Source organism: Kocuria sp. NPDC057446, from assembly GCF_042802875.1.
Lineage (GTDB): Bacteria > Actinomycetota > Actinomycetes > Actinomycetales > Micrococcaceae > Kocuria.
In genome coordinates this window covers 1-15,066 of sequence record NZ_JBHVDI010000090.1, presented here as the reverse complement: position 1 = coordinate 15,066, position 15,066 = coordinate 1, and the positions used below count along the sequence as shown (strand labels likewise).

13 protein-coding genes are annotated in these 15,066 nt (G+C 69.8%); 4 read left to right on the top strand and 9 right to left on the bottom strand.

Going from position 1 to position 15,066, the window contains the following annotated elements:
• Positions 1-398: 398 nt before the first annotated feature.
• The 6 genes from ACFU0Y_RS11785 to ACFU0Y_RS11760 all read right to left on the bottom strand — a co-directional run bounded on the left by ACFU0Y_RS11785 (position 399) and on the right by ACFU0Y_RS11760 (position 7,021).
• Positions 399-959, bottom strand: a complete 561-nt coding sequence (locus ACFU0Y_RS11785) for a GNAT family N-acetyltransferase (protein WP_380214703.1) — start codon at positions 957-959, stop codon at positions 399-401.
• A gap of 121 nt (positions 960-1,080) precedes the next feature.
• Positions 1,081-1,899: an ABC transporter permease gene (locus ACFU0Y_RS11780; RefSeq protein WP_380214702.1), complete on the bottom strand. Its 819-nt coding sequence runs from the start codon at positions 1,897-1,899 to the stop codon at positions 1,081-1,083.
• A 5-nt stretch (positions 1,900-1,904) separates the two neighbouring features.
• Positions 1,905-2,828, bottom strand: a complete 924-nt coding sequence (locus ACFU0Y_RS11775; protein ID WP_380214701.1) for an ABC transporter ATP-binding protein — start codon at positions 2,826-2,828, stop codon at positions 1,905-1,907.
• 162 nt (positions 2,829-2,990) lie between these two features.
• Entirely contained in the window at positions 2,991-6,248 is a 3,258-nt protein-coding gene (locus tag ACFU0Y_RS11770; RefSeq protein WP_380214700.1) for a heavy metal translocating P-type ATPase, read from the bottom strand.
• A 37-nt stretch (positions 6,249-6,285) separates the two neighbouring features.
• Positions 6,286-6,726 (bottom strand): hypothetical protein, encoded by a 441-nt coding sequence (locus ACFU0Y_RS11765; RefSeq protein WP_380214699.1) that lies wholly within the window; start codon positions 6,724-6,726, stop codon positions 6,286-6,288.
• 52 nt (positions 6,727-6,778) lie between these two features.
• The gene (locus ACFU0Y_RS11760) at positions 6,779-7,021 is read right to left on the bottom strand and encodes a heavy-metal-associated domain-containing protein (protein ID WP_380214698.1); all 243 of its coding nucleotides are present in this window, start codon (positions 7,019-7,021) and stop codon (positions 6,779-6,781) included.
• 133 nt (positions 7,022-7,154) lie between these two features.
• On the opposite strand from ACFU0Y_RS11760, the gene ACFU0Y_RS11755 reads away from it, so the two are divergent.
• From ACFU0Y_RS11755 to ACFU0Y_RS11745, 3 genes are all read left to right on the top strand, one after another.
• On the top strand, positions 7,155-9,908 hold the full coding sequence (locus ACFU0Y_RS11755) for an ATP-binding protein (protein WP_380214697.1): 2,754 nt from the start codon (positions 7,155-7,157) through the stop codon (positions 9,906-9,908).
• A gap of 111 nt (positions 9,909-10,019) precedes the next feature.
• Positions 10,020-10,523 carry a DUF6010 family protein gene (locus tag ACFU0Y_RS11750; RefSeq protein WP_380214696.1) on the top strand — a complete coding sequence of 168 codons (504 nt, stop codon included), beginning with the start codon at positions 10,020-10,022 and terminating at the stop codon, positions 10,521-10,523.
• Between the two features lie 42 nt (positions 10,524-10,565).
• Positions 10,566-11,156: a cysteine hydrolase family protein gene (locus tag ACFU0Y_RS11745; protein WP_380214695.1), complete on the top strand. Its 591-nt coding sequence runs from the start codon at positions 10,566-10,568 to the stop codon at positions 11,154-11,156.
• Between the two features lie 202 nt (positions 11,157-11,358).
• On the opposite strand, the gene ACFU0Y_RS11740 is transcribed toward ACFU0Y_RS11745, so the two are convergent.
• The gene (locus ACFU0Y_RS11740; protein WP_380214694.1) at positions 11,359-12,303 is read right to left on the bottom strand and encodes a helix-turn-helix domain-containing protein; all 945 of its coding nucleotides are present in this window, start codon (positions 12,301-12,303) and stop codon (positions 11,359-11,361) included.
• Between the two features lie 128 nt (positions 12,304-12,431).
• On the opposite strand from ACFU0Y_RS11740, the gene ACFU0Y_RS11735 reads away from it, so the two are divergent.
• Entirely contained in the window at positions 12,432-13,385 is a 954-nt protein-coding gene (locus ACFU0Y_RS11735; RefSeq protein ID WP_380214693.1) for a helix-turn-helix domain-containing protein, read from the top strand.
• Between the two features lie 813 nt (positions 13,386-14,198).
• Here the strand turns inward: ACFU0Y_RS11735 and ACFU0Y_RS11730 are convergent.
• The gene (locus ACFU0Y_RS11730) at positions 14,199-14,597 is read right to left on the bottom strand and encodes a helix-turn-helix transcriptional regulator (RefSeq protein WP_380214692.1); all 399 of its coding nucleotides are present in this window, start codon (positions 14,595-14,597) and stop codon (positions 14,199-14,201) included.
• Between the two features lie 118 nt (positions 14,598-14,715).
• Complete coding sequence (locus ACFU0Y_RS11725; RefSeq protein WP_380214691.1) at positions 14,716-14,862, bottom strand: hypothetical protein; 147 nt, start codon at positions 14,860-14,862, stop codon at positions 14,716-14,718.
• Positions 14,863-15,066: the final 204 nt, after the last annotated feature.

Genomic DNA, 15,066 nt, shown 5'->3' with positions numbered 1-15,066 from the left:
CGCCGAGCCCCCGCTCCAGATCCCCGAACCAGTGGCACTGGCCGCTTGACAATACAGAGGGACCATCGGCCCCACACCGCCTGCGGCGATCAGCCTCCGGCCTCACGCGTCCCGGCCCGTGCCAATAACGTCATGCCCTCTTACATCTAGGCAGGCTATGCCCGAGTCCCAAAGCGATTGCAGGAATCACCCCGATTCTATCGCTCTTCAAGCAGGCATGAATGGTGCCTCAGGATGACCCGACCGCACTCTGGCTCTGTTATCTTGCATACCCTAAAGGCGATGCAGGGGGCGGATAGAGGCCCCTGACCGGCCTTATGCGAAAGTGGTGGGCGTTCTCTTCATGTCGCGGCTTTTGCCCGGTCTCAGGCATGGGTTGGTGAAGTGCATGGACACTGTCACTTGGTGCGGGTCATGATCCACACCGGTGGTCCTGGGGTGGTCACGACAGCCTCGATTGCGAAGCCGAGGCGCCGGTAGAACGGCAGGTTTTGGGGGTTGGAGGTTTCCAGTAGGCAGGTTCCACCCTGACGGTCGATGGCTTCCAGCCCAGCGCTCACCACGGTCCTGCCCAGGCCGCGGCCCTGGGCGGTAGGAGCCACGCCCACGGTGGCCAGCACCCAGTCGTGGGCGGGTCTGCGGGCCGCCACCAGTTCCTCCGCTTCCAGCAGGGCCGCCAGACGGTCCCCGTGGGCATGCGTGACTTGTTCCAGCACCGCCGATGGCAGGTCGGGGGTCGGCGAGGGCAGGAAAGCGGCGACCGCGGTGTGATCCGGCACTGTCCACACCATGCCGTACGACAGCCCCGCGTGCCTGAGGTAGAGCAATTGCAGGGTGCGGATCCTTTGGTGGCGGTCTTGGTCCGGGATGGTCCAGTTGGTCCAGGGATAGTCGTTGAAGGCGTCGACGAGGACATCGGCCAGCCGGGGCAGATCGGCGGTCGTGGCAGGTCGTGGCACGGGGGTTCCTTTCAACGGGTGATGTCCATGTGGTGTGGGCCCTTCCGGCTCCGGCATGAGTGTGGTGGCCGTGGTGTAGACCACCACGGCCACCGCACCAGGGAGGGGCGCCGGTGCTTGGTCAGACGTCGCGTCGGTTCAGGAGCACTGTGGCGGCGAGCAGGGGTACGAGGGCCCAGGCGCCCATGACCACTCCTCCCTGGAGCTGGGTGAGGGCGTCGTCGGCGATCTCGATGGCCACGAGCTGGTTGCCGGCGTTGGACGGGAGGTACTCGGCGATCTCGGCGGCCAGGTCCCCGGAGATCACGCTCAGGGCGGTGGGCAGCACCAGCAGCAGGGCGCTGAGGGTGACGATCCCCCCTGCACTATTGCGCAGCAGAGCGCCCAGAGCCAGGGCCAGTAGGGCGACCAGTGCCAGGTAGAGACCGGTGCGGGCGATGCTGCCGGCCACCCCTGCCGTGGTGAGGGTGAAGTCCAGGTCGTCGGGGCGCAGGAGGGGCTGGACGGCGGCGTGGGTGAGCAGCGCGGAGCCGGTGCCCACCACGTAGGAGACGGCCGCGATGATCAGCGCCTTGGCCGCCAGTACCGGGGTGCGGGTCGGGACGGTGGTCATGGTGGCGTGGATCATTCTCGAGGCGTACTCGGTGGAGATGAACAGCACGGCCAGGGCGCCGATGAGCAATTGCCCGAAGGTCAGTCCCCCGCTGGGCAAGGCGTGGATCATCGCGTCCGTGACGGGGTGCCCGTCGTCCATGGCCGCGGTCAGGCCCCAGGCCCCGAGTGTGCCGAGGCCGACCATGGTGGCGACCGTGGCCAACAACAGGTAGAAGGTGGAACGCAGGGTCCAGAACTTGATCCACTCGGCGTGCAGTACCCGGCCGAAGGTGACGCGGCCGGAGGCGATCGCTACGGTTTCCCGGTGGAGGGTGGTGGTGGTCATGGTGATCATCGTCCTTCGGTGGTCAGTTCCAGGGAGTGGTATTCGACGTCGTCCTTGGTCAGTTCCATGTAGGCGTCCTCCAGGGAGGCCTGCAGGGCGACGAGTTCGTGGACAAGCATGTGGTGGTCCAGGGCGATGCGGGCGACCTGTCGAGCGGTCAGTCCTGTCGCCTCGAGGACGTCGGTGCCACCGGTCGTCACCTGCCCGCCGGCGCTGGTGAGCAGGTCCGCCAGCCTGGTCGGTTCCTCGGTACGCACCCGGATGCGGGCGCGGGTCCCGCCGTCGAGGATCTCGCGCATCGGGGCGTCAGCGATGAGCCGTCCGCGGCCGATGACGATGAGGTGGTCGGCGGTCTGGGCCATCTCGGACATCAGGTGCGAGGACAGGAACACGGTGCGCCCCTCGGCAGCCAGTTGCCGGGTGAGCGTGCGCACCCACAGCACGCCTTCGGGGTCCAGGCCATTGACCGGCTCGTCGAGGATGATCGTCTGCGGGTCCCCCAGCAGGGCCGCGGCGATGCCCAGGCGCTGGCCCATGCCCAGGGAGAAGCCACCGACCCGCTTGCCGGCCACGGCGCTTAGCCCGGTGAGGTCGATGACCTCCCGCACTCTCGTCCTGGGGATGCCGTGGGTGGCGGCCATGGCACGCAGGTGGTCGTAGGCGCTGCGGCTGGGGTGCACGCCTTTGGCGTCGAGCAGGGCCCCGACCTGGTGCACCGGGGCCCGGTGCTGGGCGTAGGGCTTGCCGTTCACCGTGACGGACCCGGTGCTGGGTCGGTCCAGTCCCAGGATCATGCGCATGGTGGTGGACTTGCCGGCTCCGTTGGGGCCCAGGAAGCCGGTGACCCGGCCGGGGTGGACTGTGAAGGAGATGTCGTCCACGGCGGTCTTGGCGCCGTAGCGTTTGGTCAGGTGCTGTGCCTGGATCATCGGAGTGTCCTTTCAAGCGACGCTGGATCGGCTGGGGATCTGGGGTTCGTGCTTGGTTTCATGTTCCGGCGCGGGCCCGCAGGGTCGCACCGGCGAAACCACCGGGTTTCGTTCACGGCTGTCCGGGGAGGTGCAGGCTGGGCCCCCGGGCCCGCGTGGTGGTCAGCGGGCCTCGACGGTGAAAGGCACGGTGAGCACGCAACTGTCGGCGAGGCGGAACTGGCCCCACAGCTGGTGGAGGCCTGGCTCCTCGAAGTGGGTGTGCACATCCAAGGTGGGTCCGTACTGCTGGCCGGGCAGGGCGAAGACGGGGTCGCCGTTCTCGTCCTCGGCCTCGGCGTGTTCGTGGGCGAAGCCGTGACCGGCGGCGTCCATGACGACGACGTGACCGGCGGCGGCGAGATAAGGCTGCAGATCCTCGAGGGGTTGTCCGGTGACGGCGTCGGCAAAGGCGAAGGTCAGGTCGCTGGTCTCCCCCACCCGGGCGTCTCCGGTCAGGGTGACGCTCACACCGTCGACGGTCCGGGTCCTGGGGCTCGGAGCGAGGTCCACCGGGGCCGGGGCGGTGCCGTCGACGACGACCTGCTGGGTGTCATGGACGTCGGTCATTTGGCCTTGGCGGCGGAACTCGGTGTCCATCCGGTAGGTGCCGGCGGTCGGGAAGGTCACCTCCACGGCCAGCTGTCCGGGTTTCCCGGTGGGTTCGGGGTGCAGGTGGGCGAAGCTGCCCAGGTCGGTCCGGGTGACGATCAGGTGCATCCAGACCTCGTGGCTCAGGCCCAGGTCCTCCACCGGTGTCCCGGTGGCGGCATCGGTGAGGCTGACCAGAATCCGAGTGGGTTGCCCGGGGCGGACGTCGCCGGGGAGGTCGAGGCGGACGTCGACCTCGGCTTCGTCGGCGGGGATAGGGGCGGTCTCGGTGGTCATCATGGTGCTCATGGCCGGGCGCATGGGCATGCCGGTGGACTGCGCCCAGGCCAGCACCCCGTTCATGCCCCGCTGGGCGGGATCGCTGTAGCTCAGCGCAGTGAGCGCGGCTCCGATGGCCAGGGCGAGCCCGGCGACCCCGGTCAGGTAGGCGTAGTGGCCCACCCGGGTGCGCAGCGGCGGGTGCAGGATCTCCTGCACCCCGGCCGGGTGGGTGAAGCCACGCAGGCGCAATGCGTTGGTGATGACACTGACCGAGCTCATGGCCATGGCCGCCGAGGCCAGGATCGGGTCCAGCAGCAACCCGGTGGCCGGGTACAGGGCACCGGCGGCCACGGGGATGAGCAAGGCGTTGTAGGCGAAAGCCCAGAACAGGCCCTGCTTGATCGTCGCGACGGTGCGCCGGGACAGGGCGATAGCGGAGACGATGCCGGAAAGGTCACCGCCGATCAGGGTGATGTCGGAGGCGGCGATGGCCACGTCGGTGCCGGTGCCGATGGCGATGCCCAGGTCCGCCCGGGCCAGGGCCGGGGCGTCGTTGATGCCGTCACCGGCCATGGCCACGATGTGCCCCTGGGCCTGCAGGGCCGCGATCCGCTCAGCCTTCTGGGCGGGCAGCACCTCGGCCAGGACGTGGTCGATGCCCACGGCCGCGGCCACTGTAGTGGCGGTGTCGGCGTTGTCGCCGGTGACCATCCACATCTGAAGCCGCAAAGCCTTCAGCTGAGCGACGGCGTCGACGGCCTCGGGGCGCACGGTGTCGGCCACGGCCAGCAAACCGGCGGCCTGTCCGTCCACCGCGGCGAAGACCGGGGTGGACCCGGTCCGGGCCGCTGTGGTGGCCGCAGTGGCCAGGCTCGCGATGTCCACCCCGTGGGCAGCCATCAGAGCCGGGTTGCCGATCAGCACCGTGTGACCGTCCACGACGGCTTGGAGGCCGTGGCCAGGCAGAGCCTCGAAACTCTGCACGGGCGGCAGTTCCAACCTGGCCTCCCGGGCGGCGGTGACGAGGGCCTCCCCGAGAGGGTGTTCGCTACCCAATTCGGCGGCCGCTACCAGGGCCAGGATGTGATCCGGTGCCCATTCCCCGGCCGGGGTGATGTCGGTGAGGGCGGGGCGCCCGGTGGTGATGGTGCCGGTCTTGTCGAGCACGATCGCACTGACCCGGCGGGCCGTCTCGAGGGCTTCACCGTTGCCGATGAGGATGCCCAGTTCAGCGGCCTTACCCGTGCCGACCATAACAGCGGTGGGGGTGGCCAGACCCAGGGCGCAGGGGCAGGCGATGATCAGCACCGCGATGGCGGTGGTGATGGCCAGGGTCATGCGGTTATCGCCGGGTCCGAAGAGGGCCCAAGCAGTGAAGGTCGCCGCGGCGATGAGCAGGACGGCGGGCACGAACCAGGCCGAGACCGCGTCGGCGAGCCGTTGCATCGGGACTTGCGAGCCCTGGGCGTCCTCGACGAGACGCACGATCTGGGCCAGGGCCGTGTCCGCACCCACGGCGGTGACCGTCACCACGAGGGAGCCGGTGCGATTGATGGTGGCACCGATGACCGTGTCACCGACCGCCTTGTCCACCGGGACGCTCTCACCGGTGAGCATGCTCTCCTCCACGCTCGAGGCCCCCTCGACGACGGTGCCGTCGACCGGGATCTTCTCCCCGGGGCGCACCCGCACCAGATCACCCACCACGACGTGCTCCACCGGCACATCCAGCTCGACGCCCTCGCGGATAACGCGGGCGGTGGGCGGTGCCAGCTCGGTCAGCGCCCGGATCGCGGCGGCGGTGCGCTTCTTCGCCCTCGCTTCCAGCCACCGTCCCATCAGCACCAGAGCGAGGATGACCAGCGACGTCTCGTAGTACACGTGCAGGGGCAACCCCCAGAACTCCGCGGCACCGGGCCACAGGGTGACGAAGGCGCTGTAGCCGTAGGCGACCCCGGTGCCCAGTGCGACCAGGGTGTTCATGGTGGTGGTGCCGTGACGAGCCGCAACCCAGGCGGCGGCGTAGATGCCGCGCCCGGCCCAGAACTGCACGACCGTGGCCACCACCAGCAGTCCCGGCATCACCCAGTCCATGGCGTCGATGGGCAACGGCACATACATCAGCACCATCAAACCCAGACCGGCAGTGAGGGCCACCTGCCACTTGCGCCGCAGCACGGTCAGATCGGCGTCCTGCTTCGTCTCGCGGTCGTCCGTGGCGGTCGGTGGCACGGCGGTGGGCGGTGCCGGTGTCGAGCTCGTCCCCTGTGACCGGCCGGTCCCCCGTGGCCGACCGGTGTAGCCGGCCGCCTGCAGTGCGGTGGTGAGGTCCTCCAGCTGGACCGTGTCGGGGTCGAAGGCGACCGTGGCCGTTTCGGCGGCCAGGTTCACGTGCGCAGCACTGACCCCTTCGAGCTTGGTCAGGGCCTTTTCCACCCGCCGCACGCAGGAGGCACACGTCATGCCGCCGACCTCGAGGGTGCTTTCGGTCAGGGTCTGGGTGCTCATGATCATTCCTTCAGCTGGGCAGGGCTTGTCAGGCCTGCTACGCGGCGTGGTGGGTGTGGTGGTGGGCGTGGGTGTACTCGTGGACGCGCAGCAGCATGGCCCCGGCCATGGCCACCAGCATCAGCAGGTGCCCGGCGACCATCAGGGTGGTCGCCGAAATGAGCCCGGCCCACAGGGGCACGAACAGGATGATGAAGGGCAGGTACATCGCCGCGGCCATCTCGGCGATCGGCGCCCAGCCGTGGCCGCGGAAACGCATCCACACCGACATGGCGATGGTCATGTCGGTGGCCATCACCAGGGCGGCCAGGTCCGGGCGGGAGAACAGCTCGGTGACACCGATCCGCTCCAGGACCCAGGACCAGACGGGGGCGAGGGCGATCATGCCCACGACCATGGCGACCACCATCTCCAGGTAGTGGCGGGCGAAAGCCCGGGCACGCCGGTCTCGGACGGTGGCGGTGCGGGTGGTACTCATGGCGTTACCTCCGGAACGTGGATGTGGCGATGGGCTTCACAGCGGGACGGGGTCACAGGAGGGTGCACCCGGCCTCCTCCAGGGCGGCGGCGACAGCGCCGCGGGCGAGGGGGCGATCGCTGAGGACCGTCACGTGCCCGGTGGAGAGTTCGACGTCGACCTCGCCCACGCCGGTCAGAGCGCCGAGCTCCTCGATGACGGCGGCGCGGCAGTGCCCGCAGGACATACCGGCGACCTGATAGGTGGCGCGGACCGCGTGCTGGGTGGCGGGACGGGAAGGAACGGGGACGGTCATGACATCTCCTCGAGGAAGTTCAACAGGACCGCGGTCGTCGTTGACCGGCGAATTGAGCATGCGTGCCCGTCACAGTGCTTCGGACCGGCGAAATCACCGGGTTCGCTGCCCGGCGCGTCAGTAGACTGCCGCCGTGATCCAGGGACGACAGCAGGAACGCGCCGCCATTGCAGCACTGCTCGAGCAGACCCAGGACTCGCGTGGTGGAGCCCTGGTCGTGCGTGGTCTGCCGGGGGCCGGCAAGTCCGTGCTGCTCGACGACGCCGCTGCCCGTGCGCGGGGGATGCAGGTGCTGCGCACCCGGGGGGTGGAGTCCGAATCCCCTTTGGCGTTCGCCGCCCTGCACCGTCTGCTGCGCCCACTGAGCTCGCACATCGGACGGTTGCCGGACCCACAGGCCGACGCTCTGCGGGCGGCGTTCGGGGAGATCACCGCAGAAGGCGTGGACCGGTTCCTGGTCTTTCTGGCCGTGCTGAGCCTGCTGGCCGAAGCCGCTGAACACTCCCCTGTGCTAGCCGTGGTGGACGATGCCCAGTGGCTGGACGACGTCTCGGCGGCCGCTCTGCTGTTCGTGGCCCGCCGGCTGGACGCTGAACCCGTCGCGCTACTGTTCGGCGCCCGGGACGGGGACGAGCGCCGCTTCGACAGCGGAGATCTCCCCGAGCTGAACCTCGCCGGACTCGACACCCCGGACGTTGCTGAGCTGCTCGAGCGGCAGTCGGGAATGGCCATGCCCGCCGACGTGGTCCGAGAGCTCGAGGCCAGCACGGGCGGCAATCCGCTGGCCCTGATAGAACTGGCCCGATCCTTGACCCCGGAGCAGCTGGCCGGCACGTCCCGGCTGCCCCACCCCTTGCCGTTGACCACCGGGGTGGAACGAGCGTTCCTGGACCGGTGCCGGCGCCTACCGGAACCGGCGCAGACCCTGCTGCTGGTCACCGCCGCTGACGACACCGGCCACCTGAGCACCGTCCGTCAGGCGGCCCGGAACCTGGGCGCCGGAGAGGAAGCCCTCGACGTCGCGGAATCCTCCGACCTGCTGCGGATCGTCAACGGCCAGGTGGAGCTGCGCCATCCCTTGGTGCGTTCCGCCGTCTACGGGGCCGCCACCGACTACCGCCGCCGCCGAGCACACCAAGCCCTGGCCGACGCCCTGACGGGCGAGGACGCCTCCGAGCGACGGGTGTGGCACCTGGCCGCCGCCGCGCAAGGACCCGACCTCGACGTGGCCGCCCAGCTGGACGAGGTGGCCCACCGATCCCGCTCCCGTGGCGGGCACGAAGCCGCCAGCGCGGCCTGGGAACGGGCCGCGGAGCTGACCACAACGGCCGAACACCGTGCCGAGCTGCTCTACGAGGCCGCCCAGAGCGCCTATCTGGCCGGGCAGATCACCCGCGCCAGAACACTGAACGAAACGGTGGCTGCCATCACCCAGGACCCGGGTTTACGCGCCGATGCCGTGCGCCGCCGGGCCCGGATCGAGTGGAACACCGGCTCGGTGCAACTGGGACATCACATGATCCTGCACGGAGCCCAGGATGTCGCCGGGGCCGATCCCGTCCGCGCCCTGGAAATGGGGATGTTCGCTGCCGCCGTGGCCTCCTTCGGCGGGGACTCCGGCATCGACATCCGCCCCACCACACTCATCCCAGAGCCTCCCACCACGGCCCCCGCCCGCGTGCACTGCTTCTGGCACCTGCTCGTGGGCCTGGACCACATCGCCCGCGGCGACATCAACCAGGGTGCCCCAGCCCTGCGCGCAGCCTTCGCCGACAAAGTCACGCTGGAAGGCATCGACCAGGACCTGTTGCCCAACCTCGGCATCGCCGCTCTGCATCTGGGCGATGACCACGCCGCCCGCCACTACCACGACCTGTTGCTCTCCAGAGCCCGGTCCACCGGTGCCTTGGTGATGGTGCTCTACGCCCTCACCCGGCGCAACCTCACCGACATCGCCGTCAGCGACTGGGCGACCGCCCGCGCAGGGGCCGCCGAAGCCCTGCACCTTGCTCAGGGCATCGGCCAGCCCGGCCTCACGGCGCTTCCACACGCCCAGCTCGCCCTGCTGGACGGTCTCCAGAGCAAGGAGACCTACCTGCAGCACCTGGCCACAACCGAGCAGATCGTCCAGCATCATCCGACGGGCATTGTCACCGGTATCGTGCACGACCTGCTCCACTGGGGCAGGGCCGTCGCCGGCGAGGACCCGGCATCTGCGCACTACCACCTGGCCGAGCTGAAACTTCCGATCATGTGCCGCCAGGCAACCATCGATCGCGTCGAGACCGCCGTGCGCGCTGGTCACCCCGACCAGGCGCGCACCTGGGTCGAAGACGTGGAGAAGTTCGCCGAAGCGACCTGCACTGCTTGGGCGTCCGCCGCCGCACTGCACGGCCGGGCCCTGCTCACCGACGGACCGGAAGCCGAAAGCTACTACCGCGCCGCCCTGGAACACCATCAGAACTCTCCGCGCGTGTTCGACCGCGCCCGCACACAACTGGCCTACGGCGAACACCTGCGGCGGGCACGTCGCAGAGTCGATGCCCGCCCCCAGCTGCAGGCCGCTCTGGAGACCTTCACCGATCTCGCGGCCCGCCGCTGGGAAGAACGCGCCGTCCAGGAGCTGCGTGCCTCCGGGCGCACGGCCCGTCGGCGCGATCCCTCCACCGCGGTGGCCCTCACCCCGCAGGAGATCCAGGTCGCCACCCTCGTCCAGGAGGGCATGACCAACCGCGAGGCGGCCGCCCATCTGTTCCTCAGCCCCCGCACCATCGACTTCCACCTGCGCAATATCTACGCCAAGCTCGGCGTCTCCAGCCGGGCCGAGCTCATACGCCACCCCCTCGATGCGGGAGCTCCTTCGTCCAGCGCTTCCCGACCCTGGTGATTTCACCGGTGTGAGCCTCACCGACCCCTTCCTACCCTGATGCCATGGCCCCTAAGTCACCGGTTGAGCCACCGGGTCGGAGGGGCACCACCGCACAGGAAGGACCCGATCATGGAAACCACAGCGTTGTCGGCCAACTATCTGCTGGGTGGAGCCATCAACGGCGCAATCCTGGCCCTCGTGGCGTTCCTGCTCTCCCGCTACCTTCGAGAAATCTTCGGCAGGGTGCTTCTGGCTCTCGTCCTGGTGGCCGCCGGCGGGTTCTACGTCGGCTTCGCCATCACCGCCGGAGCCGGCCCCGGCTGGGTGGCCCTCGAACTCACCCAAGCCGGGATTCTCGCCACCTTTGCTGTGCTGGGCCTGCGCCGCTCCCCGTTCTGGCTCGCCGCCGGCTGGGCCCTCCACCCCTTCTGGGACATCCCCCTGCACCTGTGGGGCCCCGGACACGCCTTCGCCCCGGAGGCCTACGCCGTCTCGTGCCTGACCTATGACTGGGTGGTGGTTCTCTACGTGCTCATCGCCTACACCGCCGCCGGTACACCCCGGTTTCGAAACCGCCGTCCGGTGACGATGCCCGTACACCAGCGATCTCTACAGCACCACCCTGCACAGTAGGACGACCGCAGACCGTCAGCGTCAGAACCAGGAGAAGAGCCCGTGACCGAGACAGCCCAGCAACTGATCAGCCGACTCAAGACCGCGCTGATCATCGTCGACGTCCAGACCGGCTTCACGGACACCACGTGGTGGGGCACCCGGAACAACCCGGACGCCGAAGCCAATATCACCGCGCTGCTGACCCAGTGGCAGTCCACCTCGCAACCAGTGGTGTTCATCCGACACGACTCCACCACTCCAGGCTCCCCGCTGTCCCCGGGCCAGCCCGGCAACGAGTTCCAGGACATCCTCACCGGCGCCCCCGACCTGCTGGTGCGCAAGAGCGTGAACTCCAGCTTTCACGGCACACCCGACCTGCACGCCTGGCTCCAGGACAACGCGGTGGAAGCCATCGTGGTCTGCGGAATCACCACCAACCACTGCTGCGAGACCACCGCCCGAGTCGGAGGCAATCTGGGCTACCAGGTGCTGTTTGCCCTCGATGCGACCTACACCTTCGACCGCTCCGCACCAGACGGCACCGTGGTGCCCGCCGAGGAAATCGCTCACATGACTGCAGTGAATCTCCACGAAGAGTTCGCTACCGTCGTCACCACTGCCGACCTTCTCCCCGTACCCAACTGCACCTAACACCGTCCAATAGCGGAACCCTCACCGCAACGCGATTCGCCCATAGACCGGCCATATGTAAAGCGAAAGCAACTGTGGCTGCCTCAGGGTCTTTCTGCCCTGGGGATCAGCTGCCGTTCGAGCAGTCACAGGGATGTGCTGACGTCATGGAGTTCTGGACCCCGGACTCTCGCGCGGAAATGAGTCTTGCCGCTCCGTGGGCTCACCCCTGGAGGGTCCGCCTCGGCGGCACCCCGTAGACCGCTCGGTAGGCACCGGCGAACCGACCCGGGTGGGCGAAACCCCAGCGCGCGGCGATCTCGCCCACGGTGTCCCCGGCCGTGGGGTCGCCGGCAAGCAGGTCGGCGTGGGCGGCGGCCAGCCGGGTGGTGCGCAGGTAGGCGGCCGGGGTGAGGCTGCGCGGGTGGTTGGCACGGAAGGCGCGCACCAGGGCTTCGGTGGTGGTGTCGGCGGCCCGGGCGGCGTCCTCGACGGTGACGGGCAGGGAGGTGTGGCCGTCGAAGAAGGCCACCGCGACGCGGTACACGCGGGCCTGGGCCTCCATGGACAGGGCACGCTCCTGGCGGTCCCCCACCAGGGGAAAGCACTCGAGCATGGCCACGGCCAGGTGACGGGTCAGCTGCACACGCACCAGGGGCTCGGCGAAGGCAGCGGAGTCCACCGTGTCACGGGCCATGCCGGCCACGCCGGTCCAGTACTGGCCCAGCCGGTCGTTGACCGGTCGTGCCGAGGCGAAGGCCACGGGCGCGTCGGTGCCGTAGACGGTGTCGGCGACCCCCTGCAGCAGGGGGCGGGTGAGATTGATGGTGGTCACCTCCAAGGGCCCCCCGACGATCAGGGTCGGGTGACCGGGACGGAACAGCACCGGGGAGCCGAGGCCGGTGCCGGTCTCCGTGCCGGTGGACCACTCGTAGGAGGTCGCGCGGCCGTCGGTGACACCGAAAACCTCGGTGTCGCCCCAAGAGGAGAACGGTCCGTCCAGGCCCAGCCGCACCACCGACAGGTACTCGTCCCCGTCGTGGCGATGCCGGTAACACAACTTACGGTGGGACGGAGTGAACGAGAAGGGCACGCGCACCTCGGCGAACAGGGACGCGACCGCCTCCGGCTCCCTGACCGTGGCCACACGGTGGAACGGTGCGCTCATCGGTGTTCTCCCCCATCGGCTCGCTGCGTGCGGGCGCGACGTCCGAGCACTGCTCCCTGCCGGACATCCCCTCCAGTCTACGGACAGGACCCGCTGTGCGCCGGAGACGATCTGAGTAGCCTGGAAGCATGGGTTCACCGCAGGGGTGGTCGGTCCTGAGGACTCGGGATCCGGAGGAGGGCCGGGCGGCGATGGAAGGGGCCTACCGCCGCCTGCGCCTGGCGCAGCCAGCGGCGGGGTTCGAGATGTCGCTGGCGTACACCGCCCTGGGTCCGCTGACCGCCCAGCGGGTGCGGCTGATCGGCTGGGACAGCCACGGCGCCAACGACAACTCGGGTCTGCTGCGCATCGGCTGCCTGACCCACGGCCGCTTCCTCGTCCGTTCCGACCGTGCCGAGATCATCGGCGGACCCGCCTTCCTCTTCCCCACCGACAGCTACGAGGCCCGGTGGGAGAATCTGGGGCTGAGCACCCTGACCGTGCAGAGCGCGGTCGTGGAGGACTACGCCCGGGCCATGACCGGGCGCACCGGCTTCCGGCTGGAGTTCACCGGGCACCACCCGCTCACCGAGACCCACCTGAAGTACTGGCAGGCCACGGCCGGACTCGTCGTTGACCACGTGCTGAGCGGTGACGCCGCTGCGGCCGGCCCGCTGCTGCTGGAGCAGAGCCTGCGCAGCCTGACCATCGCGGTGCTGCAGACCTTCCCCAGCACCTTCCTCGAGGCAGGGGACGACCCGCAGCCTTCGGGGACGGCCCAGCCGGCGGCCCTGCGCCGGGCGGTCGCCTACATCGAGACCCACCTGGCCCAGCCCATCGGCCTGCCCGAGATCGCCGCGGCGGCCCGGCTGAGCCCAAGGGGCCTGCACGCGGCCTTCCGCCGCCACCTCGACACCACACCCATGCGCTACCTGCGCACCACCCGTCTCGACGCCGCCCACACCGACCTGCTCTCCGCCGCCACACGCGGGGACACCGTGCGCGAGATCGCCGCGCGCTGGGGCTTCGCCCACCCGGGCCGCTTCACCGCCGCGTACCGCGCCCAGTACGGGGAAACACCCACGGACACCCTGTGCCGCTGAGTCCGCCGCACCACGAAGTGGTGTCCGTCGTCGAACACCGCGACCTCGAGTGGCGCCCGTTTCACCACGCAGACCGGCGCGCTGCGCCCACCCCGATCGCCTCGCATCCGCTTCAGGGCCTTGCGAGAGTGCCCCTGCTGCGTCGCGCACTCAATAGGCCCCCGACCACCGGCCACGCACCCAGCAGAGACGACCGCATTGCCCCCGGCGGCGCCATCCACGAACCATCCAGCGGATGCCCATCAGGCCGTGGGGCTGCCGCGGCAACTCTTCACCGGGCCGGGGACACCGCCCCCGGCCTAGCTGCACGTTCGCCCCCGCCCCTGACTCTCCCGCGTCTTCGCGCACCGGCCACCCCGACTACCGCCACGGCTACCCCGGCCGGCACCGCCGCCGCCCCCACCACCGGGTGCTGGCGCAGCACCCGCACGGCCACCGCGGCCAGTCCCCTGGTCACCGCGGAGGGATAGGCCAGGGAGACCGGCCGCAACCAGGACAGCGCGGCACCGGCCGCGCCCGCGGCGACCAGCACCGCCGTGGCCCAGGCCTCGGCCCCGGCCAGGGTGCCCCGATGCCGGAGGTGATCAGGGCTTCGCCGCTTCCGGCCACCGTCGCCACCGTGATCCAACCGCTGAACAGCCCCAGCGGGACCCGCACCAGCCACCGCTCGCGCACGGAGACGGCCTCGGTCTGCTCCACCGGCGCCGCCCGGGTGTAGGCGGTGGCGCTGTCGCCAGCGAAGCTGCGGGTATCGGTTAGAGCGAGGTGTCGTGGCGGCCCTTCCTGAAGTTCCTGATGTCACCCGGCATCGATTCAGCCGTTCTCCGGCGACGGGTCCGCCGCCCCGGGGATGAAGATCGCGAGGAGCTCGCCCACTTCGTGGCTGGCGGTGGCCGGATGACGGAAGTGCTGGTGGGTGTCGACGGTGTAGTGACTGCGCCGGCCCACTCGGTGCCGGGTGAGATAGCCGGCGTCCTCGAGGTCCCTGAGGATGGCCAGGGTGGCCCGGGTGGTGATGCTCACCCGGGCGGCGATCTCGGCCACTCGGGCGTCCCGGGACTGGGCCACGGCCAGGAGGACGTGGCCGTGATTGGTCAGCAGCGTCCACGGCGGGCGCTGGACCGGTCCGGGGGTCTCCGTCCCTGTCGCGTCGGAGTGGCCTGGGGCCGGGGACGAAGCCCGGGCCGTACCGGGACGGGAGCTCGGTGGCAAGGTGGGGTCCTTTTCGTCGGGAGGCTGGTACTGAGGCTCGGTCGGTACGTGGCCACGGGACGGCTGGCCCACGGGGCGCCGCATCGTGCGTCGACCCCCCGTAGGCCACCGGGCGGGACTACTGCAGGACCGGGGTGAGACCGAGGGAGTTGAGACCGACGGCGATCACCGAGGCGGCGGCGGCGAGGAAACCGGCCGAAACGACGATCAGTCCCCAAGGGCGTGACTGCCTGGGGTGCCAGGGACCGGGGGGCGGGTCGTTCATGGAGTGTCTTTCGATCGGTGCGGCTGGTGGTCGTCGCCGGTCCGCGGAGTGGGTGGTGCCTGCTTGGTGGGTGGTGGTGATCGACCCTCTGCCGGTCCGGGCGGCTCGGCGCGTGGTCGGTGGTGCTGGGGTGCGGTCACGGATGCGGCGCACCGCCGGGGACAGGCATCACAGTTGGGCCAGTCGGCGGGAGCGCGCCGGACG